Here is a 23,670-nt window from a genome sequence, read left to right on the forward strand (position 1 = left end):
CTGCACCTCGGCCTTCCCGCGAAGGGACGGGCGCCGGGTCCTCCAGGAGCCGGCGCCCGCTCTTTTTACGGGATACCCCACGCCTTCAGGCGGATCGGGAGACCCGCGCGGCTTGCACCAGCCGGAACAGGCGATCCGGCGTCACAGGCAGGGTGTCCACCTCGATGCCGAGCGGCGCGAGCGCGTCCGACACCGCATTGGCGATGGCGGCCGGCGCGCCGATGGTGCCGCCCTCTCCCATGCCACGGAAGCCGCCGATGTTGTTGGGCAGCTCCGCCTCCACATGCAGGATCTCGATCTGCGGCATGGTGCTGGCGATGGGCACGAGATAGTCGGCGAGGCTTGCCGTCAGCAATTGCCCGCCCTCGTCGTGCACCACCTCTTCCAGCAGGGCGGCCCCGATGCCCTGCGCCACCGCGCCGTGTACCTGCCCATCCACGATCAGCGGATTGATGATGCGCCCGCAATCCTCCGCCACCGCAAAGCGCGTCACCGTGACGGCAAAGGTCGCCGGGTCGATCTCCACCATGGCGAGGTGGGTGGAGGCGCAGGCCGTGCCGAGATAGGGATCGTAGCTCTCGGAGGCGACGAGGTCCTCGCGCTGCTCATGGGGGATGCGCCCCATCTGCGCATAGACCGCATGCGCGACCTCCCGGAACGTCATTGTTCCATTGGAGGAGCGGGCGCGGATGACCCCGCCTTCGGCCTCCAGGTCTTCCGCCGGAACATCCATGAGGAAGGCGGCCGCCTTCAACACCTTCGCCTTCACCACCCGGGCGGACTTTGTGGCGGCGCCGCCACCGAGCACGGCCGAGCGGCTGGCATACGTGCCCGTGCCCATAGGCACGAGGGCGCTGTCGCCATGCTGGATCTCGATATCCTCCATGCGGCAGCCCAGCTCGTCGGCCACCACCTGGGCCAGCGTCGTCTCCAGCCCCTGTCCGTGGGAGGAGATGCCGAATGCGGCCGTAACGGCGCCGGTCGCGTCGATGCGGATGGAGGCGGTCTCGGTGCCGGTGTTGATGGGCATGCCGGGCGCGACGGCGATGCGCGAGCCGATGCCGGTCAGCTCCGCATAGCTCGCGAAGCCGATGCCGACCCAGCGTCCTTCGGCCCGCGCCGCATCGCGCTGGCGCACCAGCGCCGGATAATCCACCAGATCGCACACGCCTTGCAGGCACTCTTGAAACGCGGAGCGATCCCAGATGATGCCGGAGCCGGTGCGGTAGGGAAATTCCTCCGCCGTCACCAGATTGCGCCGGCGGATCTCGGCGGGGTCCATGCCGAGCCGGCGCGCGGCCATGTCCATCAGCCGTTCCATGGCGAAAGTGGAGGAGGGGCGGCCGACGCCGCGATAAGGGCCTGTCGGCGGCTTGGGGGTGAGCACGCCGCGCACCCGGCCGCGATAATGCTCCATGCGATACGGGCCGGGCAGGAAGCTCACCACCTGCACCGGCTCAAGCGCGCCGGTCCATGGGTAGATCGAGTAGGCCCCGATATCGCCGATCACGTCCGCCCGAAGGCCGAGCAGGTGCCCCTCCCCATCCACCGCCAGCTCGGCCTCGATGGTCTCGTCGAAGGACTGGCTCATGGCGGTGAGATCCTCCATGCGGTCGGCGACGAACTTCACCGGCCGCTCCAGCTTGCGCGCGAGCACGCAGACCAGCATCTCCTCATGGTTCAGCGATCCCTTGCCGCCGAAGCTGCCGCCCACGTCGGGCGCCACCACGCGGATCCGGTTGCCGGGCAGGTCGAGGCAGGTGCCGAGAACGTCGCAGATGATGCCGGGGATATTGGTGGAGGAATGCAGCGTCAGGGCCTGCCGCCGCCGGTCCCACTCGGCGAGGTAGGAGCGGGTTTCCATGGGCATGGGCGTCTTGCGCGTCATGCGGAAGCGCCCCTTCACCACGACCGGCGCCGAAGCGATGGCCGCATCCACGTCGCCGCGGGCGAAGGTTCGGGAAATGATGACGTTGGTGCCGGCCTCATCGTGGAGGAGGGGGGCGCCGTCCACCGCCGCGTCGTCCTTCGCCACGGCGACGGGCAACGGTTCGTAATCGATGGAGATCAGCTCCAGCGCGTCCTCGGCGGCGTACCGGCTCTCCGCCACCACCGCGACCACCGGCTCGCCGACATAGCGCACCTTGCCCTCGGCAAGGGGGCGGAAGGGCGTCGCGTAATAGCCTTTCATGCGGGACGTGGGGATCGCGGGCTTAAAGTCGCCGGAGATGTCTCCCGCGTCGAAGATGGCGACGACGCCCGGCACCGCAAAGGCTTCGCCCACATCAATGGACCGGATGCGCGCATGGGGCTGGTCGCTGCGCAGCAGGGCGACGTGGAGGAGGCCGGCGGGTGCCATATCGTCCACGTAGCGGCCCGAGCCCGTCAGGAGGCGCGGGTCCTCGGTGCGCTTGATGCGCTGGCCGACCAGCCTGGGGCGCATCTCCACGGAGGCATCGAAGGCGGTCACGTCAGCGGCCCTCTCTCGCGCGCCAACTCGCGCACGGCGTCGACGATGTGCTGGTAGCCGGTGCAGCGGCAAATGTTGCCGGACAGGGCTTCGCGGATCTCATCGTCGCTTTCCAAAGCGTGGTTGCGCAGCATGTCGGTGATGGTCATCAGGAAGCCCGGCGTGCAGAAGCCGCATTGCAGTCCGTGATGGTCGCGGAACGCCTGCTGCACGCGGCCGAGATCGCCCATGCGGCCGAGCCCTTCCACCGTCTCGATGGTCGCACCGTCCGCCTGGATGGCGAGCGTGAGGCAGGAGCGCGCGCTGCGCCCGTCCAGGAGGATGGTGCAGGCGCCGCACACCCCGTGCTCGCAGCCCACATGGGTGCCCGTGAGGCCAATCTCATGGCGCAGGAAATCGCTCAGCAGCAGGCGGGCATCCACCGCGCGGATATGGGTCAGCCCGTTGACGGTGAGGGTGATGGTGGCGCGGTCGGTCATGAGGTCGGCCTGTCGCTGGTCTCGTCGGCGCGGTTCCAGGCATCCGCGAGCGCGCGGCGGGCGAGGGCGCCGGCCAGGTGGCGGCGATAGTCGGCGGAGGCGTTGAGGTCGGAGTTCGGCGCGATGGACGCCTGGAGCAGGGCGGCCGCCTCGTCGAACGCCGCCGGCGTGCCCGCGCTGCCTTCGAGGGTCGCCTCAACCTCCGTCAGCCGTACAGCGGTGTCGGCAATGCCCATCATGGCGATGCGCACGTCGCGCGCCCGTCCGTCCGTGCGCCGCATGAGCACAGCGACGGCCGCCAGCGCATAGTCGCCGTGGCGGCGGGAGAACTCCTCGAATGCCCAGCCGGTGCCGTCCGCGGGTATGGCGAGATCGACGGCCGTGACCATCTCGTCCGGCTCCAGCGCGGTGGCAAGGGAGCCTGTGAGGAAGTCCCGCGCCGGCATGGCACGAGCGCTGTGCGGCGAGGCGATATGGATGGTGCCGTCAAGCAGCAGCGTCATCATGGGCATCTCGGCGGCGGGGTCGGCGTGGCACACGCTGCCGCAGAAGGTGCCGCGGTTGCGCACGGTGAGATGCGCCACGTGCTTCATGGCGGCGTGCAGCACCGGGATGTGCCGCGCCACCAGCGCATCTTCCGCGGTCAAGCGGTGGCGCACCAGCGCGCCGAGGCGCAGCGCGTCGGCTGCGAGCGTGATGCGGTCGAGGTCGGGGATGCGGTTGATGTCCACCAGGACCGATGGCTTCACGAGGCGAAAATTCATCATGGGCATGAGGCTCTGCCCGCCGGCGAGCACCTTCCCGTCGCCGCCGGCGCCGGCGAGCACCTCCACCGCATGGGCGATGCTCTCGGCGCGGACATAGTCGAACCGGGCGGGCTTCATCGGCGCATTTCCGGCATCTCGGTTTCCGTTCCCTAGTGACTTGCATTATTAGACTATGTTAATCGGTGTCAAGCTGCCCGACCCAGAGGCGGCATGCGCCGTCGAAGGACACAAGGGAGGATCACGCCATGAAGATCAAAGCCGCCGTCCTGCGCAGCATGGGCGCGCCGATGCCCTACGCGCAGAGCCAGCCGCTCCATATCGAGGAGGTCGAACTCGATCGGCCGGGCCGGGACGAGGTGCTGGTGAAGATCGCGGCGGCAGGCCTCTGCCACTCCGATCTTTCCGTCATCAACGGCAGCCGCCCCCGGCCCATGCCGATGGCCATCGGACACGAGGCGGCGGGCGTGGTGGTCGAGGCCGGCGATGGGGTGGACGATCTAAAGCCGGGCGATCACGTTGTCATGGTGTTCATGCCCAGTTGCGGCCATTGCCAGCCTTGCTCGCAGGGGCGACCCGCCTTGTGCGAGCCGGGCGCGGTGGCCAACGGCAAGGGCGAATTGCTGACCGGCGCGATCCGGCTGCACGAGGGCGAGGAGACCATCCATCATCATCTGGGATGCTCCGCCTTCGCAGACCATGCGGTCGTGTCGCGCCGCTCATTGGTTCGAATAGACAAGGATGTCCCCCTCGACGTCGCCGCGCTGTTTGGCTGCGCCGTGCTGACGGGGGTCGGCGCGGTGGTGAACACAGCCCGTGTGCAGGCCGGCGAGACGGTGGCTGTGGTCGGGCTCGGCGGCGTGGGCCTCGCCGCCGTCCTCGGGGCTCTGGCGGCGGGCGCCGCACGGGTGGTCGCGGTGGACCTGTCGCCGGAAAAGCTGCAGCTCGCCAGGGACCTCGGCGCCACCGGCGTCGTCGATGCGCGGGCCCCCGACGCCATCGAGCAGGTGCGCGCGCTGACGGGCGGCGGCGCGGATTTCGTGTTCGAGTTCGCCGGCTCCGCGCGGGCGCTGGAGAACGCCTATCGCATGACGAAGCGCGGCGGCACCACCGTCACCGCCGGCCTGCCCCCACCGGATGCGGTGCTGCCGGTGAACATCGTGAGCCTCGTCGCGGAAGAGCGCACGGTGAAGGGCAGCTATATCGGCACCTGCGTGCCGGTGCGCGACGTGCCGCGCTACATCGAGCTTTACAAGGCGGGTCGTCTCCCCGTTGACCGCCTGATGAGCGGGCGCATCCCGCTCGAAGACATCAACGACGGCTTCGATCGGCTGCATGACGGTTCCGTCGTGCGTCTCGTCGTGGACTTCCAGGGCTGAGAGGGCGCAATGACCGACAAGAATCTCGCCGCGACGCTCGGGCTCGCAGATCCGAGCCTCTTCCGAGAGGCGAACCTGATTGGCGGCGAATGGGTGTTCGCCGTCAGCGGTGCGACCATCGCCGTCACCAATCCGGCGGATGGCACGCTCATCGGCCATGTGCCCGCCCTGTCGCGCGCGGAAGTGGCGCGCGCCATCGATGCGGCCTCTGCCGCGCAAAAGGGGTGGCGGGCAAGGACGGGGAAGGAGCGCGCTGCGATCCTGCGGCGCCTGTTCGATCTGATGATGGCGAACCAGGACGATCTCGCCCGCATCATGACCGCCGAACAGGGCAAGCCCTTCGCCGAAGCCAAGGGCGAGATCGCCTACGCGGCCGGCTTCATCGAATGGTTCGCCGAGGAGGCGAAGCGCGTCTATGGCGACACCATTCCCGCTCCCCTGCCGGGCCGACGCATCATCGTCCAGAAGGAGCCCATCGGCGTCTTCGCCGCCATCACCCCCTGGAACTTCCCATCGGCCATGATCACCCGCAAGGCCGGGCCGGGCTGGGCCGCCGGCTGCACGGGGGTGATCCGCCCTGCCAGCGAGACGCCCTTCTCCGCCCTCGCGCTGGGTGTGCTGGCCGAGCGCGCGGGGCTGCCGCCTGGTGTCTGCAATATCATCACCGGCCCCTCTTCCGAGACGGGCAAGGAGCTGTGCGAGAACCCGCTCGTGCGCAAGCTCTCCTTCACCGGGTCCACCCGGGTGGGCGCGCTGCTCCTCGCCCACTGCGCGCCGACGGTGAAGAAGACCAGCATGGAGCTTGGCGGCAACGCGCCCTTCATCGTCTTCGACGACGCCGACCTCGATGAGGCGGTCAAGGGCGCCATGGCCTCCAAATATCGCAACACCGGGCAGACCTGCGTGTGCGCCAATCGTTTCCTGGTGCAGGCCGGCGTCTACGACGCCTTCGCCGCAAAGCTCGCCGATGCGGTGGGGCGGCTGAAGGTCGGCCCCGGCATGGCGGATGGCGTCACCCAGGGGCCGCTCATCAATGCTGCCGCGGTTGCCAAGGTGGAGGAGCACATCGCCGACGCGGTGTCGAAAGGCGCCCGCATCGTCATCGGCGGGCAGCCTCACCCTCTCGGCCACAGCTTCTTCGAGCCGACCGTCCTGGCCGACGTGCCGAAGGATGCGCTTATCTTTTCGGAGGAGACATTCGGGCCAGTCGCTCCGCTGATCCGTTTCGAGACGGAGGCCGAGGCGATCGCGCTCGCCAATGCCACAGAGTTCGGCCTCGCCGCCTATTTCTACAGCCGGGACGTGGGCCGCATCTTCCGCGTCGCCGAGGCCATCGAGGCGGGCATCGTCGGCATCAACGAGGGCATCATCTCCACCGAGGTCGCGCCGTTCGGTGGCGTGAAGTCCTCCGGGCTCGGGCGTGAGGGCTCCAAATACGGCATCGAGGACTATCTGGAGATCAAATATCTCTGCCTCGGCGGTATCGACACGCCTGCCTGAAGCCGAAGGGAGACAACGCACATGGACATGAGCGGCGAACAGCGTATCCCGGCTCCGCGCGACGTGGTCTGGCAGGCGCTCAACGACCCCGAGATCCTGAAGCTCTGCATTCCGGGCTGCCAGGAGCTGGTGAAAAGCTCCGACACGCAGATGAGCGCGAAGGTGGTGCTCAAGGTGGGGCCGGTCAGCGCGCGCTTCGAGGGCGCGGTGACACTCTCCGACCTCGATCCGCCGAACAGCTACCGCATCAGCGGCGAAGGCCAGGGCGGCATTGCAGGCTTCGCCAAGGGCGAGGCGATGGTGCGCCTGGAGGCGGATGGCGAAGGGACAATATTGCGGTACGAGGTCGAGGCCCAGGTCGGCGGCAAGCTCGCCCAGCTCGGCGCCCGGCTCATCGACGCGACGGCGAAGCAGATGTCCGGCGCCTTCTTCAAGCGCTTCGCCCAGGAGATCGTCGCGCGCCGGGACGGAGGGCAGGGGGATGCGCCAGCCTCGCCTGCGGTGTCCGGAATGCCGGCCAGCGCAAAACCCCATGCCATCCCATCGCCTGGCGTCTTTCCCGCCGCGATACCCGGGCCTCTGACAGGGGCAGGCGCCATCCGTCTCGCTGGCCTCGGCATCGTCGCTGCTGCGCTCGTGGCTTCGGCCTATTTTCTGTCCGGATCCATGGTCAGCGGGCAAAGTGGTCGAATCGGAACCTCGCCTGACTTCGTCGCGGCGGTGGTCCTCATCCTGACCGCAAGCCTGGGCTACCTCTTCGGCCGCCTCCACGGCGTTGTGACGACCGTCGTGACCATCAGGCAAGACGCAGGGTGAGCCGGGGCCGTTGACCCCAAAGCTCAAAGGGCCGCGAACGTGTCTCGTGTATCGTGTCTCACGGCCCCGCGCCGGAGGCGTTGTCCGTCACCATCATATGCACGGCGCCCTCTCCGAGGCTTGAGGCATTCCGTTCCGCCGGAAAGCGGGATATCAGCCTTGGCGAATGACTTCAGAGCGGAACGCCGATGGCTGACACCCCCACCTCCCCAGATCTTAAGGTTGCCCTCGTCACGGGCGCGGCGCGCGGGATCGGGCTCGCCGTCGCGCGCAAATTCCTCGCCGAAGGTTGGCGGGTGGCGCTGCTCGATATCGAGGCCCTGCTGCTGCAGGAGGCGGTCGCCGCGCTGGCGGACCCCGAGCGGACGCTCGCGCTCGTCTGCGACGTGGCCGACCCGGTCGCGGTTTCAGCCGCGATAGAGGCCATCGAAACACGGTTCGGCCGGCTCGACGCGCTGGTCAACAATGCCGGCATCGCCGTGTTCAAGCCGATTCTGGAGACCACGGGCGCCGAGTGGAGCCGTGTGCTGGACGTCAACCTGTCCGGCCCGTTCCACTGCACCAAGGCCGCGGCGCCGCTGATCGCGCGGCAGGGCGGCGGGGCGGTCGTCAACATCACGTCCATCTCGGGCCTTCGGGCCTCCACCCTGCGGGCGGCCTACGGCACCAGCAAGGCCGCCCTGGCGCATCTCACCAGACAGCTCGCCGTGGAACTCGCGGGCATCGGGATACGCGTCAACGCGGTGGCGCCGGGGCCGGTGGACACGGCGATGGCGAAAGAGGTTCATTCGCCGGCCATCCGCGCCGACTATCACGATGCCATTCCGCTCGCCCGCTACGGGCTGGAGGAAGAACTCGCCGAGGCGGTGCTCTTCCTGTGCAGTGACAAGGCGAGCTACATCACCGGGCAGGAGCTTGCGGTGGATGGCGGCTTCGACGCCGCCGGCATTGGTCTTCCGACCCTGCGCGGCGCTGTCCGCAAAGGTTGAGCCCGACCGCCGGATCGCGCTGCGCCGCGCATTGACGGCGACACGGGAACGAGGCCCATAATCGACGCCACACCAGCAAAGCTCTTGCGGGCGATCTGCACGGCTGGGGCGAACCTCCATGGCGTACATTGTCCTGATAGCGGTCACAGGCGTTCTGCTGCTGCAGTGGAGCGGTCTCATCCCGCTGGATGGCGTTGGGGGCGCGCTGGTGATCGCAGCGGCCGTCATCCTTGGCGTGCTCGTCATCGCGATCTACGAGGCATGGACGAAAAGGCGGGGTGTCCTCGGCTGGATCGTCAACATCGTCGTCTCGTTCGCAGCCGCGTTGCTTGTCGCTCCTCTCGCCGGCGGCGCGATGGTGGCGTTGCTCCTTCCGTTCATGGACGACGGATCGTCGCTGGCTGAGGCGGGCGGCGCGAGGATGTCGATCGCGCTCGCCGGCCAGACGGCCATCACACTCGCTGGGTCGTGGGGCGCGCTGTGGCTCGTCAATCGTTGGCGATGAGGCCAGCCCACGGGGGGCGGGGGCGCAGGCCCGCGCTCTGAGGAGCTACCCCAGATAACTCTCGATCACCGCGCGATCCCGGCGCAACTCGGCGGCCGGGCCGCTGAGGGCGACGCGCCCGCGCTGCAGGACATGGGCCTCGTCCGCCGTCTCAAGCGCCAGCAAGGCGAGTTGCTCGACCAGAAGCACCGAGAGGCCATCGTCGGCGAGGCCGCGCAGCGCCTTCAGGATGGTCGTCACCACCTGCGGCGCCAGGCCGAGGGAGGGCTCGTCCAGCAACAGCACCTTCGGCCGCATCATCAGCGCCCGGCTGACGGCGAGCATCTGCTGCTCGCCGCCCGAGAGGTTGCCGCCGAGGATGTGCTGGCGTTCCTTCAGCACGGGAAATCGGGCGAACTCCCGTTCCAGTCCCTCGGCGATGGTTCCGGCGTCGAGGCCGGCACGGTCGGCACCGATCACGAGATTGTCCCGCACCGTCAGGCTTGGCACGATCTGACGGCCCTGCGGCACATGCACCAGCCCGGCCCGCGCCAGCAGATGGGGCTTGATGCCAGCGGTGGGCCGGCCCTCGAAGCGGATGGTTCCCGAGCGCGGGCTGACGATGTTGGAGAGCGTGCGCAGCAGCGTGGTCTTGCCGGCGCCGTTTGCACCGATCACCGTGACCAGGCGGCCGGGTGCAAGGCGCAGCGACACGTCATGCAGAATGCCCACCGGCCCGATGGCGACATCGATGTGATCCACCTCGATCATGCCGCATCCTCCACGGCGCCGAGATAGGCGCGGATGACATTCGGATCCTTCTGCACCTCGGCCGGCGTGCCGCAGGCGATGCGATTGCCGAAATCGAGCACCGTCACGCGGTCGGCGAGGCCCATCACGAACTCCATGTTGTGCTCGACCAGAAGCACGCTGATGCCGGCATCGCGCAGCTTCGCCACGATCCGCGCGACCTCGCGCGCTTCCTGCGGGTTCACGCCGGCAACCGGCTCGTCCAGCAGCAGGATGGCGGGCTTCTGGGCGATGGCGCGGGCCAGCTCGACCAGCTTGCGGTGGCCGTAGGACAGATCCCTGGGCTTCATGTCGGCGAGGTGGCCGATGCCAAGGAAGCCGAGGATGGAGGCCGCCTCCGCCCGCTCGCGCGCCTCGTGGCCGGCGCCGAGGAGAAAGGCGAGTGCGTCCGCGACCAGTCCCTGGCGCCGCCGCATCCCCAGCATCACGTTTTCCAGCACGCTCACGCTTTGGATGAGCTGGAGGTTCTGGAAGGTCCGCACCAGCCCCAGGCGGGCGCGTCGGTGGGCCGGCAGGTCGGTCACATCGACGCCACCGATCCGGATGCGGCCGGAGGTCGGAGCGTAGAGGCCGGCCACCACATTGATGAAGGTGGACTTGCCTGCGCCGTTCGGGCCGATCAGCGCGTGGATGGTTCCGGGCTCGACCGAGACCGTCGCATCGCGCAGCGCCACCACGCCGGCATAGCTCTTGGTGACGCTTTCCACGTCGAGCCGTCCGCCGGCGTCGCCGCGTCCGCTGATGGCGGGCTGGAAGGCGGGCGCGGCTTCGGGCGCGGAGCTGGCCTTCGAGCGCGGACGGCCGAACAGGCCGATGGCGCCCTCGGGGAAGACAAGGAGCACCACGAGCAGGATGCCGCCATAGAGCATCAGGCCGATGTCATGGACGGCCGCGATCGCTTCCGCGATGCCGATCAGGATGGCGGTTCCCAGGAGCGGCCCGGCCGAGCGGCCGAGCCCGCCGATGACCGTTGCAATGAGCAGAGAGATGGTGAGGCGGATGTTGAACGCGTCGGAGGAGACGAAACCGCTCTGGTGGGCGAACAGAACGCCGGCCAGGCCCGCCAGCGCAGCGCTCGCGGCAAACACGCCGATGCGCCAGAGCGGCACGTTGAGCCCCACCGTCGCCGCGAAGGATTCGCTCTCCTTCACCGCGTTGAGGCGGCGGCCGATGGACGAGCCGAACACGTAGTCGCTGGCGATCTGCACCATCAGGAGGATGCCGGCGGCCACCCAGAAGAAATAGGTCGGCCCCATGCGGAAGTTGCCGAAGTCGATCTGCGGCACGCCCATGAGGCCCATGGTGCCGCCGGTGACGCTCACCCAGCGCTGGGCCACGATCTCCACGATGAAGCCGAAGGCGAGCGTCGCCATGGCGAGGTAGAGCCCGCGCGTGCGAAGCGCCACCGCGCCCACCAGCAGGCCGGCGAGCAGACAGGCAGCGAGCGCCACACCCATGGAGAGGGTGAGCGGCCAGCCATAGGTGGTGGTGAGAATGGCGGAGACATAGGCGCCGACCGCGTAGAAGCCGCCATGGCCCAGCGACATCTGCCCGGACAGGCCGAGCAGGATGTTCAGCCCGATCACCGCGATGGCGGTGTAGGCGAAGGTCTGGCCCACATGGACGAAGAACGGATTGGGCGCGACGAGCGGGAAGACCGCGATGACGGCGGCGGCGAGGCCATAGGCCACGAGGCGCGGGATGCGGGGCATGATCGAGCCTCCTCAGCGCACGTCGGCGCGTCGCTCGCCGAACAGCCCGGACGGGCGGAAGGCGAGGAGAGCCATGACGAAGAGCAGCGGGTAGAGATCACCGAAGGCGCTGTCCCAATAGTTGGAGAAGGCCTCGGCGACGCCGAACAGGAGCCCGCCCAGCAGGATGCCGACCGGATTGGTGAAGCCGCCCACTGCCGCGACAGCAAGCGCCTTGATGGTGAAGATGAGACCCATGTGTGGATGCACCGACACCAGCGGCCCGACGAGCACGCCGGAGATGCCCGCCATGAGCGCGGCTAGCACGAACACCAGCACCACCACGCCGCGCACGTCGATGCCGAACAGGGCGGCGGCCTCCGGATTGAAGGCGACGGCATAGACCGCCTTGCCCCAGCGCGAGCCGAACAGGAACCAGTAGAAGGCGCCCACGACGACGAAGGCGGTGATGATGATCGCCGCTTCCTCGAAGAAAATACCGACACCGAGGATGTTGATGACGTTGTCGCGGGTCTTGGAGAACAGGGGCGGCGCATATTGCGCGGACTTGCCGAAGCCAAGCTCGACGATGTTCTGCAGGATCAGCGCGGCCCCGGCGGTCGTGAGCACCCAGGAATAGGCGCCGGCGCGATCGCCCAGCCGGTCGAGGGGGCGGATGGTGAAGCGCTCGAGCAGATAGCCGAGCACCCCCATGAGGACGAGCACGCCCAGCACGGCGAGCGGAGCGGGCACCCCCGCGGTCAGCATGCCGATGGAGGCGAAGGCGCCCACCATGAGGAAATCACCCTGGCCAAAGTTCAGCCGGTGGGTCGCAAGATGGGTGATGAACAGGCCCTTCGCGGTGAGCGTGTAGATCGCGCCCATGGCGATGCCGCTCACGAGCAGCTGGAAGAAATTGAGCAGCGTCATGACGCCCCTCCCGCTCCGGGCGGATCGGACGGACGCACTGCGGATGGTCTCTTGGACATGCGTTCTCCCGAAAGTCTTTTCGGGCCGGTCTGGCGCCGGCCTCGTTGCCCGAACTCAGCGCCCGGAGGCGGCCGGCGCAAACTGGGTGATGCCTGCGGTGCCGCCACACACGCGCATCCGCGCGCCGAGCGGCGGCGCATCGGCGTCGTCCACCGGCACGTGCGCGAGCCGCCCGGTCAGGCGCACGCCGCAGTCGAGGTCCACCACGGCCACGGCATAGGGCCCGTCCGCCTGGAAACGGGTGGGCGGGCGGCGCACCAGCGTCCAGGAGACGAGGGCGCCGTCACCCTCCACCGTGACCGGCTCCATGTCCGGGCTGTGACAGGTGGGGCAGAGTTCGCGCGGGCCTGCATCGAGCTGCCCGCACGCGGCGCAGCGCAGGATCGCGACGGGAAGGGAAGCGGAAGACATGGGACGGGCGTGATCCTGATGGCGGCGGACAGTGGGGCTCAGCGGCCCTGGAAGTCGGCTTCGCGCTTCTCGCGGAAGGCGGTCGTGCCCTCGACGATGTCCTGGCTCTGGCCGAGATCGAAGAAGGAGCGGGATTCCAGCCGCAGCGCCTCGCTCATGGGCATGCCGACGGCGCGGCGCATCACCTCCTTGGCGAAGCGGTGCGACAGCGGCGAGCGCTTCGCCAGCATCTGGGCATAGTCGAGGGTGGAGGCCACCAGTTCTTCCGCGGGCACGATGCGATTGACGAGGCCGATGCGGAAAGCGTGCTCGGCGTTCACGCGCTCGCCGGAGAGGATGATCTCCATGGCATGGCCGAGGCCGACGATCTGCGGCAGGCGGATCAGCCCGCCGTCGCAGGCATGGAAGCCCCATTTGGCGTCCTGGAGCGCGAATTCCGCATTGGGCGCGCAGAACCTCAGGTCGCAGGCGAGGGCCAGCTCGAAGCCGCCGGAGATGGCGAAGCCGTTCACGGCCGCGAGGATGGGCTTGTCGATCTCCACCGAGCGGGTGATGCCGCCGAAGCCGGGGCCGTTGGTGTAGCGGGTGCGGAATTCCGGCGCCGGGGTGCGGGCGAAGTTCACCGTGTAGCTCTTCAGGTCGGCGCCGGCGCAGAAGGACTTGTCGCCCGCCCCGGTGACGACCGCCACATGGGCGCCGTCGTCGCGGTCGAAATCGCGGAAAACCTCCACGAGGTCGTCGTTGGCGGCAAAGTCGAGGGAGTTCATCACCGAGGGGCGGTCGATGGTGATGAGCCAGACCTTGCCGTGGCGGTCGCAGCGGATATCGCTCATGGGATGTGTTCCGATTCGGTTGCGGGTGCGGCGCGCGGTCAGGCGTCGGTGGCGCGCAGGATGTTGACGGTGCAGGCGACGCCCGTGCCGCCGAGATTGTGGGTGAGGGCGATCTTGGCGCCCTTCACCTGGTTGGTGTGGGTGCCGCGCAGCTGGAGCACGCTCTCGTAGATCTGGCCGAGGCCGGTGGCGCCCACCGGATGCCCCTTGGCGAGCAGGCCGCCGCTGGGGTTGATCGGCCGGTCGCCATCCACGGCAGTGCGTCCCTCCGCGGCATAGCCGGCACCGGCGCCGCGCGGCATCAGGCCGAGGTCTTCCGCATCGATGATCTCGGCGATGGAGAAGCAGTCGTGCAGTTCCACGCAGCTCACCTCGTCTGGGGTGATGCCAGCCTGGGCATAGGCGCCCTGGGCGGCGGCGACCGTCGCCTCGAAGGTGCACAGGTCCGGATGGCCGGCGATGCGCGCGCTGCCGCGGGCCTGGGCGGAGGCGAGCACCTGGACCGGCTGCGGGATGACCTCGCGCAGGCGATCGCCGGCGACGAGGAGCACGGCGGCAGCCCCGTCGCTGGCCGGGCAGCAGTCGTAGAGGCGTAGCGGATCGCAGATCAGGCGGGCGTTACCGATCTCCTCGGTCGAGAGGTCAGCGCCCATCTGGGCGAGGGGGTTCTTCAGGCCGTTGCCCTTGTTCTTGCGCACCACGGCGGAGATGTCGTCCCGCGTCGCTCCATAGCGCTGCTCGTAGAGGCGCCAGGCAAGCCCGAACAGGCCGGGGAAGGTGAGGCCGCTCACCCCATCGCTGCGGAAATCCATGGCGCAGTTCAGCGCCGAGGTGACGGCCGCCGTATCGGCATGGGTCATCTTCTCGGCGCCCACGGCGAGGGCCATGTCGCACAGGCCGGTCGCCACCGCGAGATAGGCATGGCGGAAGGCGATGCCGCCGGAGGCGCAGGCGCCCTCCACCTTGGTGCAGGGAATCTGCGGCAGGCCGAGGCCGTCCGCCACCAGTCCCGCCAGCACTTCCTGGCCGAGGAGGGGGCCGGCGACGAAGTTGCCGAGATAGAGCGCGCCGACATCGCTGCGGTCGAGCCCGGATTCGCGGATCGCCGCATCGGCGGCGCGGATGGCGAGGGCCTCGATGGAGGTCTGCGGATGGCGGCCGAACGTGGACGAGCCGATGCCGGCAACGAAAACGGGCCTCATGAGGCGGCTCCCTGCTGGGACGTGCGCGCGGCAGCGTCGTCTTCCGCCAGCCGGCGGCGCAGCTCGGTCTTGAGGATCTTGCCGTAATTGTTCTTGGGCAGCGCCGCCTCGAAGCGATAGCGCTTGGGCCGCTTGAAGCGGGCGATGTTGTCGAGGCAGAGCTGGTCGAGCGCCGCGACATCGACTTCCGCGCCCGGCCGCACGGCGACGAACGCAACCACCTCCTCGCCCCAGTCCGCGTGCGGCGCGCCGATGACGGAGACTTCCAGAACGCCTTCGTGGCGCAGCAGCACCTCCTCCACCTCACGGGGATAGATGTTGCTGCCGCCGGAGATGATGAGGTCCTTGGAGCGATCGCGCAGCGTGAGAAAGCCGCGCGTGTCGAGGCTGCCCACATCGCCGGTGTAGAGCCAGCCGTCGCGCAGGGCGGCGGCGGTGCCGGCGGGGTTGTTCCAGTAGCCTTCCATCACGCAGTCGCTGCGGGTGATGATCTCGCCGACCTCGCCGAACGGCAGATCGCAACCGTCCTCGTCGACCACGCGGACCTCCTGCCCGGAGCGGGGAAAGCCGCACGAACCGAGCACCGCGTCGTCGGCCGGCGTGCCGTCCGCGTTCACGTGCAGCGCCTTCGGCAGGGCGGTGATGGTCATGGGGGATTCCCCCTGGCCGAAGATCTGGCACAGCTTCGGGCCGATCACGCGCAGCGCGTGCTTCAGGTCGGCGACGTACATGGGCGCGCCGCCATAATAGATGGTCTTGAGGTTGGTGAGGTCGGCGGTCAGTGTCGCGGGATGGTTCACCATCCGCGTCAGCATGGTCGGCGCGGCGAAGAGCGAGACCTTGCTGTAACGCGCGACGGCCTCCAGCACGTCCTCCACGTCGAAGCCGGGCAGCACCACCTGATGCCCGCCCTTCATCAGGAAGGGCAGGGCATAGAGCCCGGCGCCGTGGGACACCGGCGCGCATGAGATGTGGGTGTCATCGGTATCGACCGCATCGACATCCGCATAATAGGCCAGCGACATGGCCAGGAGATTGCGATGGCTGAGCATCGCGCCCTTCGGCTTCCCGGTGGTGCCGGAGGTGTAGAACAGCCACGCCCGCTCCCCCGGCGCGGCATCCGCGCAGGCAATGGGTTCAGCCGCGACAAGGCGGGCATAGGCCTCGGTGCCAGTGGAGACGACGGCGCGCAACTGAACGAGGGCGTCGGTCTCCGCCGTGAGCGACGGGTACAGGCCGGAGGTGGTGACGAGCGCTTCGGCGTCCGCATCGGCGGCGATGCCGATCACCTCGCGCGGATGCAGCTTGGCATTCACCGGGACGGCGCACAGGCCGGCGATCCAGCAGCCGAGCAGGCAATCGAAGAAAGCGCCGGTGTTCTCCATGAACAGCACCACACGCGCGCCCGGCGCGAGGCCCATCGCCCGGAGGCCTCCGGCGATGCGGGCCGATCGCTCGGCGAAAGCCGCGTAGGTGAGGGTGCCTTCGGCGTCGGTGATCGCGGGATTGTCCGGCAGGCGTCGCGCAGTCTGCAGGATGAGCTTGGCGATGCTCATCGGTCCTCCCTACCGTTTAGTAGTTATATTTACTAGAGAGTCAGGCTAGCTGTTTTGCGAGTTTTATGCAAGCATGCGAGACAGTATTTGTTTGAAGGTTCTCGGCTGTTCGGGTGTCTTGTCCGGAAAGTCGGCCCTTCGGAGCGCCGAAAGCAGGAATAGTCGGTTCATGGGTAACTCTCCCACCACGGCGGTCCGCGCCCCCGCGCCGGGGCGCGCGGCCTTTGATCGAGACGAGCAGCGCCGTCGCAAGCGCGAGGCGGTGCTTCGGGTGGCGGCCTCCGCCTTCAATCGCCGCGGCTTCGCCAAGACGTCCATGGACGACGTGGCCGCGGTGCTCGGCGTGTCGAAGCCGACGCTCTACCAGTATTTCAAGAGCAAGCAGGAATTGCTCTATGCCTGCCACCAGGTGGCCATGGACAATGGTGAGGCGGGTCTTGCGCTCGCCGCCGCCCATGACGGGAGCGGACTGGAAAAGCTCATCATCTACCTGCGCCGGTACATGGAGGGCATCTTCGGTGATCTCGGCAACTGCCCCGTGCTCACCGACGTGGATTCGCTGGCGCCCGAAGATCGGGAGAACGTGGTGGCCCGCCGCAAGCGCATCAGCGCCGCCACCAAGGAGCTGATCGCCCTCGGCGTCGCCGATGGGTCCATCGGCCCATGCGATCCGAAGCTTGCCAGCCTGTTCGCCCTCGGCGTGGTGAACTGGATTCCCGCCTGGTACCGCGATTCCGGCCCCAACACGCCGGAGCAGATCATGGAAAGCTTCGCATCCCTGCTGATCTCGGGGCTCGCGGCGCCGGCTTCCCCGCCGCGCCCGCGTGCCAAGGCGAAGCCGAAGGCCTGATCCAACTCCGCCCCGCAGCCGGGATGGTCCGGCGGCGGAGCGGCGTGCGGCTGGGGCTGGTCTATTTGGGCGCGGGCACCACGGTGTCGCCCTTCCAGATGCCGAGGAAGATATCGCCCTGGCCGAGGCATTCGTGATCGTTCGGCCCGAAAGGTTTCGCCGGCGTAGCCGAGATGGCCTGGACGCCGTCGATGGTCTCGATGGCATCGCGCAGCTTCGCAGGGTCCGACTTGCCGACCTTGTCCACGGCGGCGAACATGATCTGCCCCGCGTCGTATCCGAGCGCGGCCACCACCGGCCAGCGATAATCCTTGCCGTACTTCTCGGTCATGCGCTTGTTGAAGGTCTGCGCCTTGGGATCGGAGAGGTCGAGAGCCTGGCCCATGGCCGTGCCCTGAATGGCCTCCACGCCTACGATGTCCTTCACCTTCAGCGAGGAAAGGCCCCAGTTGCCGGCGAAGGTCGGCTTGTAGTTGAGCCGCGGCAGCGGGCGATAGGGCAGTTCGAATGACTCGTGGAAGTGCAGGATGAGATCGACGCCGGCGTCGCGCATCTTGATCATTTGCGGTGTCAGGTCGTTGACACCCGGCGCCGCCGCCTCGACGGCCGCGAGTTCCACGCCGCGCGCCTTCAGGCCGGCCGTGGCCTCCTGCGCGGCAAAATTCCCGTAGCCGGTGGTGGAGTGCAGCAGGCCAATCTTCTTGTAGTTCTTGACCGCCCAATCGAGGATCGCGTCGATCTGATACTTCTCGATCATGGAGCATCGAAAGATGAAGCTCGGCTTCTGGTCGATGAACTTGGTGGTGATGTCCGTGGCGGCCGATGGTCCGGCGATGAGCGGCACGCCGGCGCGCTGGAGCACGGGCGCAAAGGCCATGACGTTGCCACTCGAGACCGTGCCGATGACGCCCGCCACCCCGTCGTTCTGGATCAGCCGCTGGACCACGGAGACGGCCCGCTGGGGATTGGCCTCGTCGTCATAGACCACCAGCTCGATGGGGGTCTTGCCGCCCTTGGCCTTGTAGTCCTCAAGCGCGAGCTTGATGCCCTGCAGATAGCTCTCACCGAAATCGACGATCGCGGGCGGTCCGCTGAGACCCTCCACGACGCCGATCTTCACCGGCGTCTGGGCCAGGGCCGCGCCAGCGGGCCCGAGCAGCAGCGCCAGCGCTGTGGCGGTGCCCCGCAGGAGGGCGCCCTTTACCGATTCCGTCCGAACCATACCCATTCCTCCCCATCACCACCCATCGGTTCAGCAGTCAGAGATCGCTGCAAAACTCGTGAGTAAGTTTTATATGCTTTTTAGTAGGGCTATCGGATCGCGCGGCCCTCCGCAAGGGGGCAGTCACCCGAATGCAGGCCGGCCGGGCGCGCGCCGCGTCCGGTCCGGGCCGACCGGCGTTGCAAGATCCGAGACGCCGCAAGGGCGGCTGGAAGCGCCGAGCGGTGCTTGCCGGCGAGCCGATGGTGTTGACGCGAATGTGTGCGCCTTCGGGGCTCACAATGCCCTTGGCCAGCGCTGCTCAGCGCCCTTCCATCGCCACGGCGGCGCGCAGCAGGGTGGTGTCGCTGCCCGCCGGCCCCACCAGCGAGAGGCCGAACGGCGCACCGTCGAGAAGCGCCAGCGGCATCGACACCTGAGGCAGTCCGCCGAGGCCGGCGATGCACAAAAGGTTCATGGCCAGATGACGGGTGGTGACCTCCACCTCGGCGGTGGCCATGCCGCGCAAAGGCGCGGGGCGCGGCACCGTGGGCAGGAGGAAGGCTGTGCCGGGGCGCAGCAATTCGCCGAGCCGGGCGCGAATGGCGGTGCGATGAGCCGCGGCGGCTGAGACCGCTGCGGGGGCGATGGCGCAGGCGGCGTCGAACCGTTCCTTCACGCCCGGGCCAAAGGCCGGCCGCACCCGCTCGATCCAGGGTCCCACGGAGGTCCAGATCTCGGCCGCCTGCAGGGTACGGAAGGTCGCGGACCACGCGTCCAGGCCTTCGGGCGCAAGCGCGATGTCCTCACAAGGCGCGATCGTGTCCTGCGCCAGCCGCAGCGCGGGGCCAAGGGCGGCGGTCGCTTCGGGGGACAAGAGGGCGAATGCCTCGCGCGGCACGAGAAGGCGGGTAAGGGGAGGGGCGGGCGCGGCATCGGCCAGCATCACACGGCCCACGCGCTCCAGAAGAGCAGCGTCGCGGGCGAACCAGCCCACGCAATCGAAGCTGGGGGCGAACGGGGCGATACCATCGAGCGGGATGCGTCCATGGCTGGGGCGCATTCCGAACAGGCCGCAATAGCTCGCCGGCACCCGCACGGAGCCGCCGCAATCGGTGCCGATGGCGAAGTCCACCACGCCGCCCGCCGCGGCGGAGGCGGAGCCGCTGGAGGAGCCGCCCGGCACGCGGTCGGGCGCCGCCGGATTGAGCGGCGTGCCGTAATGCACGTTCTCGCCGGTAAGCGAGTAGCACAGCTCGTCGGCGATGGTCTTGCCGTCAAGACTCGCCCCCGCCTCCAGAAGGCGCTCCACGGCGACTGCGGAGCGCGGCGCGGGCGGGTGGGTCGCCAGCCAGTCGGGGTGACCGTTGCCGGTGGACGTGCGGGCCACGTCCATCACGTCCTTCAGCGCGAAGGTGAGGCCGGCGAGGGGGCCGGACGGCGCGCCGGGTCGGGTGAGGCGCGGGCCGGGGATGAAGGCGCCGAGGGCATCGGCCCCGCTCATTGCCGGCATCCGCAGCCGGGAAAGTGCAGCTTTGCCCGCTCCCGCGTCAGGGTGCGCCGGCCGCCCTTGAAGGCCGCGAGCACCGGGGACAGCTCGGCCACCGCAGCGCGCGGGGAGGGGCTGTCGATGATGACGAAATCCGCCGCCTTGCCGGCTTCGAGCCCGTAGTCGGGAAGGTTCATCAGGCGGGCCGGGCGGCGCGTCACCATGTTGAAGCACTCGGTCATGTCGTGGGCCGAGCCGACGTGGCAGATGTTGGCGTTGAGGTTCGCCATCCGCAATTGCGAGCAATCGCCGAACGGGGTGAACGGGTTCAGCACGTTGTTGGTGGAGAGCGAGCAGTTCACCCCGTGCTTCAGCAACTCGTGGGCCGGGGTGACGCCGCGCGTCTTGGCGAAGGTGCGGTCCCGGCCCATGAGGAACAGATCGGTGGAGGGCAGTACGGTAAGCGCGACGCCGGCATCGCGCATGCGGCCCGCGATCTCGGCGAGCCGCTCCGGCTCCACATAGGCGAGCTTGGTCACATGGCCGATGGCCACCCGCCCGCCCCAGCCGAACCGCTCGGTGAGCGTGCAGACATAATCGAGATCGAGTGCTGACGGATCGGCGCCGAAATCGAGGTGCATGTCGATGTCCACGTCGAAATCGCGGGCCATCGCGAACACCCGGTCGATCTGGCCATGGGGGTCGGTGTCCGTGTAGGGCGCCGCGCCCACCGCCTTCGCGCCGCGCCGAAGCGCCTCCACCATCAGGTCCTCGGTGCCGGGATTGTTGGTGAGGCCCTCCTGCGGAAACACGCAGACCTTGATGTCGATGGCCCAGCGGAAATCCGCCACCAGTTGCATCACCCCCTCGAACCCGCGCAGGCCGATGCCGGGGTCCACCTCCAGATGGGTGCGCATGTGGGTGGTGCCCTGGGCGACGGCCTTCTCGATGGTGCGCCGGCCCCGGTCGTAGACATCCTGCGGGGTGAAATCCTTCTTGGCGCGGGCCACCTCGGCGATGGCCTCCTCAAGGTCCCCACGGCGGGAGGCGCAGCGATCGAGGATGCAGGATTTGTCCAGGTGGATGTGGGTTTCCACGAAGCCGGGCGCGACGAGGCATCCCCCGGCATCCACCACCTCTGCGTCAGCCACGATGTCGGGCGCGACGGCTTCGATGCGGCCGGCGGTGACGGCGATATCGACAGTCTGGTCCGGCGCATCCGGGAGGCGGGCGTTCTTGACGATCAGATCCATGGGGCTCTCGACGGCTGGCAGGGTTATTTCGCGGTGGCGCGGGCCTTCTCGCCCTTGAGCTTGGCGCGCCAGCTTCCGGCTTCGACCATCCCGGCGATGACGTTGGCCATCACCTTCGCCACCGCCTCCGAGCCGCGCGGGTTCATGCTGCGCTGGGAGACGACGACGGACAGGCGCCAGGATGGCGTGGGATCGACGATGGAGACGGCGACCATCTCGCCGCGCGCCATCTCGTCCATGAAGGCGAAGTGAGGCATCACGCCCAGCGCGCGGCCCGAGCGCACGAGGCGCGCGATGGTGGGCAGGCTGTCGCAGGCCATGGCAACGGGCTCCACGTCGTTGCGGGCGGCGAACTGCTCGATCACCGTGCGCATCACATTGGGCGCGCCGGGCAGAACGATGGGCCACGCGAACATGTCGCGGAACGCGACTGAGCCTTTTGCCGCCAGGGGATGATCCGGCGCCGCGAACAGCATGAGGTCCTCGACCATCATCTCGGTCCAGGCCACGTGCTCGAACGCCTTGTGGTCATAGAGGAGGGCCACGTCCAGCCGGCCGGCCTGGAGGAGATCGTCGAGATAGCCGGTCATGGCCTCCACCACATGGAGGGCGATGTTGGGCTGCTGCTCGGCCATGGCCGTGATCAGCGGCAGGCCGAGGCCGCGGCAGGCCGAGGTGGGCAGCCCCACCGACACGCGGCCCGAGGGATTGAGCGACTTGGAGCGGACCTGGTCCTTCACCCGGTCTACCTCCTCCAGGATGCGGCGGGCGTGGTCGTAGAACTGCTGTCCGAGCTCGGAGGGCGTGACGCCGCGGGCATGGCGCATGAGCAGCTCCACGCCCAGCTCTTCCTCCAGATTCTTCATCTGCTGGCTCAGCGAAGGCTGAGCAATGCGCAATACCTCCGCCGCGCGGGAGAAGTTCCCGCTTTCTGCAATCTGGACGAAGTATTTGAGCTGACGAAAGTCCATGGCTCACCTTTGCATGCGATGAAATGGCATTGCTTAAAAGCGATTGTCAAATTGCATGATAAATGGTCATATGCCTAAACTATGAGCGTAGAAATCATATAAATCAATCATAATCAATGGATTGATCGCATCATCCGGAGTTCACTTCGGCCTATTATCTCATCCCATAGGATCAGCCTATAGCTACGATCGGAAAATAATCTTTGTCCTGAGGCTGGGCCTATATCAGCTTTGGCTCGCAGATGATTTTCGGGCGGTGATGCCCGGCGCGTCCTGTACACGGCAGGAGAAACAGACATGCCTCCCCAGAGCATTTTGCGCGGCCAGCTTCTGGCCGCCACGGTGGCGTTTGGCCTTTGCACCGGCCTTTCGGCCACCCCGGCGCTGGCCGATCAGGAACCCTGTATCGGCAATTCCGCCGCCGTCACCGGCCCGGCCGCCTTCTCCGGCCTCGCCATCAAGCTGGGCGCGGAGATCGCCATCGAGGAGATCAACGCCGCTGGCGGCGTGCTCGGCAAGAAGCTGCGCCTGATCCAGTATGACGATGCCGGCGCGCCGCCGCGCGGCGTCGACAATACCCGCCGCATCGCGCTGGCGGACAAGTGCATCGCCGTGCTTGGCGGCTTCCATTCCACCGTCGCCTTGGCGCAGGTGGACCCGGTGCACGAGATCGGCATTCCCTACATGGGCGTGTGGGCCGCCAACACCAAGGCGATCGAGAACGGGCGCGATCCCAACTTCATGTTCCGCGTCTCCGCCAAGGACAAGTGGGTCGCCCGCTTCCTGGTGGACGAGGCGCTGAAGGTGTCCAAGACCGGCAAGGTGGCGTTCTTCTACGAGAACACCGGCTGGGGCAACGGCGCCCTGCCGGACGTGAAGGCCGCGCTCGCCGCCAAGGGCAAGGAACTCGCCGCAGCCGAGACCTTCAACTGGAACGACCAGGACATGTCGCCCCAGGTGATCCGCGCCCGCGACGCCGGGGCGGACGTGGTCATGGTGTGGTCCCTCGACCGCGAGGCGAACCAGATCCTGCGGTCCATGGACAAGGCGGGCTGGAAGCCGCCCATCATCGGCGCCTGGGGCATCTCCGGCAATCTCGGCGAATTGGCCGGGCCGCTCGCCAACGGCGTGCGGGTGATGCAGACCTATTCCTTCCTGACCCCGCAGAGCGACACGGGCAAGAAGCTGCTCGCCGCCATCGAGGCCAAGACCGGCGTCAAGGACCCGAAGGACATCAAGGCGCCCTCCGGCATCGCGAATTCCTATGATGCGGTCTACGTGCTGGCCGATGCCATCAAGATCGCCGGCTCGTATGATTGGAAGAAGGTGCAGCAGGCCCTCTACCAGGTGAGCCGCGACGGCCTCGTCGCCCCCTACAAGCCGGCCTTCGACAAGGCCGATCCCGAGCGCCAGGACGCCATCCTGCCGCAATACTACCTGCTGACCGTCTGGCACGACGGCAAGCTCATCCCCCTCAAGGGCTCGCCCTACGACAAGTGAGCCCGCGCGGGAGGCGGTTTCCCTCGCCGCCT

General features: G+C 68.1%; 21 protein-coding genes. 7 read left to right on the forward strand and 14 right to left on the reverse strand.

Features of this window, described 5'->3' with window-relative positions; all coding sequences use genetic code 11:
• Positions 1–85: 85 nt before the first annotated feature.
• The 3 genes from V5F63_RS07385 to V5F63_RS07395 are packed head-to-tail and all read right to left on the reverse strand — an operon-like array spanning position 86 to position 3,833.
• Complete coding sequence (locus V5F63_RS07385; RefSeq protein ID WP_394102168.1) at positions 86–2,443, reverse strand: xanthine dehydrogenase family protein molybdopterin-binding subunit; 2,358 nt, start codon at positions 2,441–2,443, stop codon at positions 86–88.
• A gap of 23 nt (positions 2,444–2,466) precedes the next feature.
• Positions 2,467–2,949, reverse strand: a complete 483-nt coding sequence (locus V5F63_RS07390; RefSeq protein WP_394102108.1) for a (2Fe-2S)-binding protein — start codon at positions 2,947–2,949, stop codon at positions 2,467–2,469.
• Positions 2,946–3,833 carry an FAD binding domain-containing protein gene (locus V5F63_RS07395; protein ID WP_394102107.1) on the reverse strand — a complete coding sequence of 296 codons (888 nt, stop codon included), beginning with the start codon at positions 3,831–3,833 and terminating at the stop codon, positions 2,946–2,948. Before V5F63_RS07395 ends, V5F63_RS07390 begins: the two co-directional genes overlap by 4 nt.
• A gap of 128 nt (positions 3,834–3,961) precedes the next feature.
• Between V5F63_RS07395 and V5F63_RS07400 the strand changes: the two genes are divergently transcribed.
• The 5 genes from V5F63_RS07400 (at position 3,962) to V5F63_RS07420 (ending at position 8,902) form a co-directional block, all read left to right on the forward strand.
• Positions 3,962–5,092 (forward strand): zinc-dependent alcohol dehydrogenase family protein, encoded by a 1,131-nt coding sequence (locus V5F63_RS07400; RefSeq protein WP_394102106.1) that lies wholly within the window; start codon positions 3,962–3,964, stop codon positions 5,090–5,092.
• 9 nt (positions 5,093–5,101) lie between these two features.
• The gene (locus V5F63_RS07405; RefSeq protein ID WP_394102105.1) at positions 5,102–6,592 is read left to right on the forward strand and encodes an NAD-dependent succinate-semialdehyde dehydrogenase; all 1,491 of its coding nucleotides are present in this window, start codon (positions 5,102–5,104) and stop codon (positions 6,590–6,592) included.
• A gap of 21 nt (positions 6,593–6,613) precedes the next feature.
• Entirely contained in the window at positions 6,614–7,408 is a 795-nt protein-coding gene (locus tag V5F63_RS07410) for an SRPBCC family protein (protein ID WP_394102104.1), read from the forward strand.
• Positions 7,409–7,596: 188 nt separating this feature from the next.
• Entirely contained in the window at positions 7,597–8,397 is an 801-nt protein-coding gene (locus V5F63_RS07415; RefSeq protein ID WP_394102103.1) for an SDR family NAD(P)-dependent oxidoreductase, read from the forward strand.
• 118 nt (positions 8,398–8,515) lie between these two features.
• Positions 8,516–8,902 carry a hypothetical protein gene (locus V5F63_RS07420; RefSeq protein WP_394102102.1) on the forward strand — a complete coding sequence of 129 codons (387 nt, stop codon included), beginning with the start codon at positions 8,516–8,518 and terminating at the stop codon, positions 8,900–8,902.
• Positions 8,903–8,947: 45 nt separating this feature from the next.
• On the opposite strand, the gene V5F63_RS07425 is transcribed toward V5F63_RS07420, so the two are convergent.
• From V5F63_RS07425 to V5F63_RS07455, 7 genes are all read right to left on the reverse strand, one after another.
• Positions 8,948–9,652: an ABC transporter ATP-binding protein gene (locus V5F63_RS07425; protein WP_209488460.1), complete on the reverse strand. Its 705-nt coding sequence runs from the start codon at positions 9,650–9,652 to the stop codon at positions 8,948–8,950.
• The gene (locus tag V5F63_RS07430; protein WP_209488461.1) at positions 9,649–11,403 is read right to left on the reverse strand and encodes a branched-chain amino acid ABC transporter ATP-binding protein/permease; all 1,755 of its coding nucleotides are present in this window, start codon (positions 11,401–11,403) and stop codon (positions 9,649–9,651) included. Before V5F63_RS07430 ends, V5F63_RS07425 begins: the two co-directional genes overlap by 4 nt.
• A 12-nt stretch (positions 11,404–11,415) precedes the next feature.
• A complete protein-coding gene (locus tag V5F63_RS07435) occupies positions 11,416–12,312 on the reverse strand; it encodes a branched-chain amino acid ABC transporter permease (protein WP_394102101.1) in 897 nt (298 codons plus the stop codon).
• A 114-nt stretch (positions 12,313–12,426) separates the two neighbouring features.
• The gene (locus tag V5F63_RS07440) at positions 12,427–12,783 is read right to left on the reverse strand and encodes a Zn-ribbon domain-containing OB-fold protein (protein WP_394102100.1); all 357 of its coding nucleotides are present in this window, start codon (positions 12,781–12,783) and stop codon (positions 12,427–12,429) included.
• Between the two features lie 38 nt (positions 12,784–12,821).
• On the reverse strand, positions 12,822–13,616 hold the full coding sequence (locus V5F63_RS07445; protein ID WP_394102099.1) for an enoyl-CoA hydratase/isomerase family protein: 795 nt from the start codon (positions 13,614–13,616) through the stop codon (positions 12,822–12,824).
• 38 nt (positions 13,617–13,654) lie between these two features.
• Positions 13,655–14,818 (reverse strand): thiolase C-terminal domain-containing protein, encoded by a 1,164-nt coding sequence (locus tag V5F63_RS07450; RefSeq protein WP_394102098.1) that lies wholly within the window; start codon positions 14,816–14,818, stop codon positions 13,655–13,657.
• On the reverse strand, positions 14,815–16,374 hold the full coding sequence (locus V5F63_RS07455; protein WP_394102097.1) for an AMP-binding protein: 1,560 nt from the start codon (positions 16,372–16,374) through the stop codon (positions 14,815–14,817). Before V5F63_RS07455 ends, V5F63_RS07450 begins: the two co-directional genes overlap by 4 nt.
• Before the next feature lie 169 nt (positions 16,375–16,543).
• Here V5F63_RS07455 and V5F63_RS07460 point away from each other — a divergent pair, with 169 nt between their 5' ends.
• Positions 16,544–17,224: a TetR/AcrR family transcriptional regulator gene (locus tag V5F63_RS07460; RefSeq protein WP_394029876.1), complete on the forward strand. Its 681-nt coding sequence runs from the start codon at positions 16,544–16,546 to the stop codon at positions 17,222–17,224.
• Positions 17,225–17,285: 61 nt separating this feature from the next.
• Here V5F63_RS07460 and V5F63_RS07465 read toward each other — a convergent pair whose 3' ends face one another.
• The 4 genes from V5F63_RS07465 to V5F63_RS07480 all read right to left on the reverse strand — a co-directional run bounded on the left by V5F63_RS07465 (position 17,286) and on the right by V5F63_RS07480 (position 22,138).
• Positions 17,286–18,446 carry an ABC transporter substrate-binding protein gene (locus V5F63_RS07465; protein ID WP_209488466.1) on the reverse strand — a complete coding sequence of 387 codons (1,161 nt, stop codon included), beginning with the start codon at positions 18,444–18,446 and terminating at the stop codon, positions 17,286–17,288.
• Positions 18,447–18,747: 301 nt separating this feature from the next.
• Positions 18,748–19,929 carry an amidase gene (locus tag V5F63_RS07470; protein ID WP_394102096.1) on the reverse strand — a complete coding sequence of 394 codons (1,182 nt, stop codon included), beginning with the start codon at positions 19,927–19,929 and terminating at the stop codon, positions 18,748–18,750.
• On the reverse strand, positions 19,926–21,167 hold the full coding sequence (locus V5F63_RS07475; protein WP_394102095.1) for an amidohydrolase family protein: 1,242 nt from the start codon (positions 21,165–21,167) through the stop codon (positions 19,926–19,928). Before V5F63_RS07475 ends, V5F63_RS07470 begins: the two co-directional genes overlap by 4 nt.
• A 23-nt stretch (positions 21,168–21,190) precedes the next feature.
• Positions 21,191–22,138 (reverse strand): LysR family transcriptional regulator, encoded by a 948-nt coding sequence (locus tag V5F63_RS07480; protein WP_394102094.1) that lies wholly within the window; start codon positions 22,136–22,138, stop codon positions 21,191–21,193.
• A 297-nt stretch (positions 22,139–22,435) separates the two neighbouring features.
• On the opposite strand from V5F63_RS07480, the gene V5F63_RS07485 reads away from it, so the two are divergent.
• Positions 22,436–23,638, forward strand: a complete 1,203-nt coding sequence (locus V5F63_RS07485) for an ABC transporter substrate-binding protein (protein WP_394029872.1) — start codon at positions 22,436–22,438, stop codon at positions 23,636–23,638.
• Positions 23,639–23,670: the final 32 nt, after the last annotated feature.

Source organism: Xanthobacter wiegelii (assembly GCF_043193855.2).
Lineage (GTDB): Bacteria > Pseudomonadota > Alphaproteobacteria > Rhizobiales > Xanthobacteraceae > Xanthobacter > Xanthobacter flavus_A.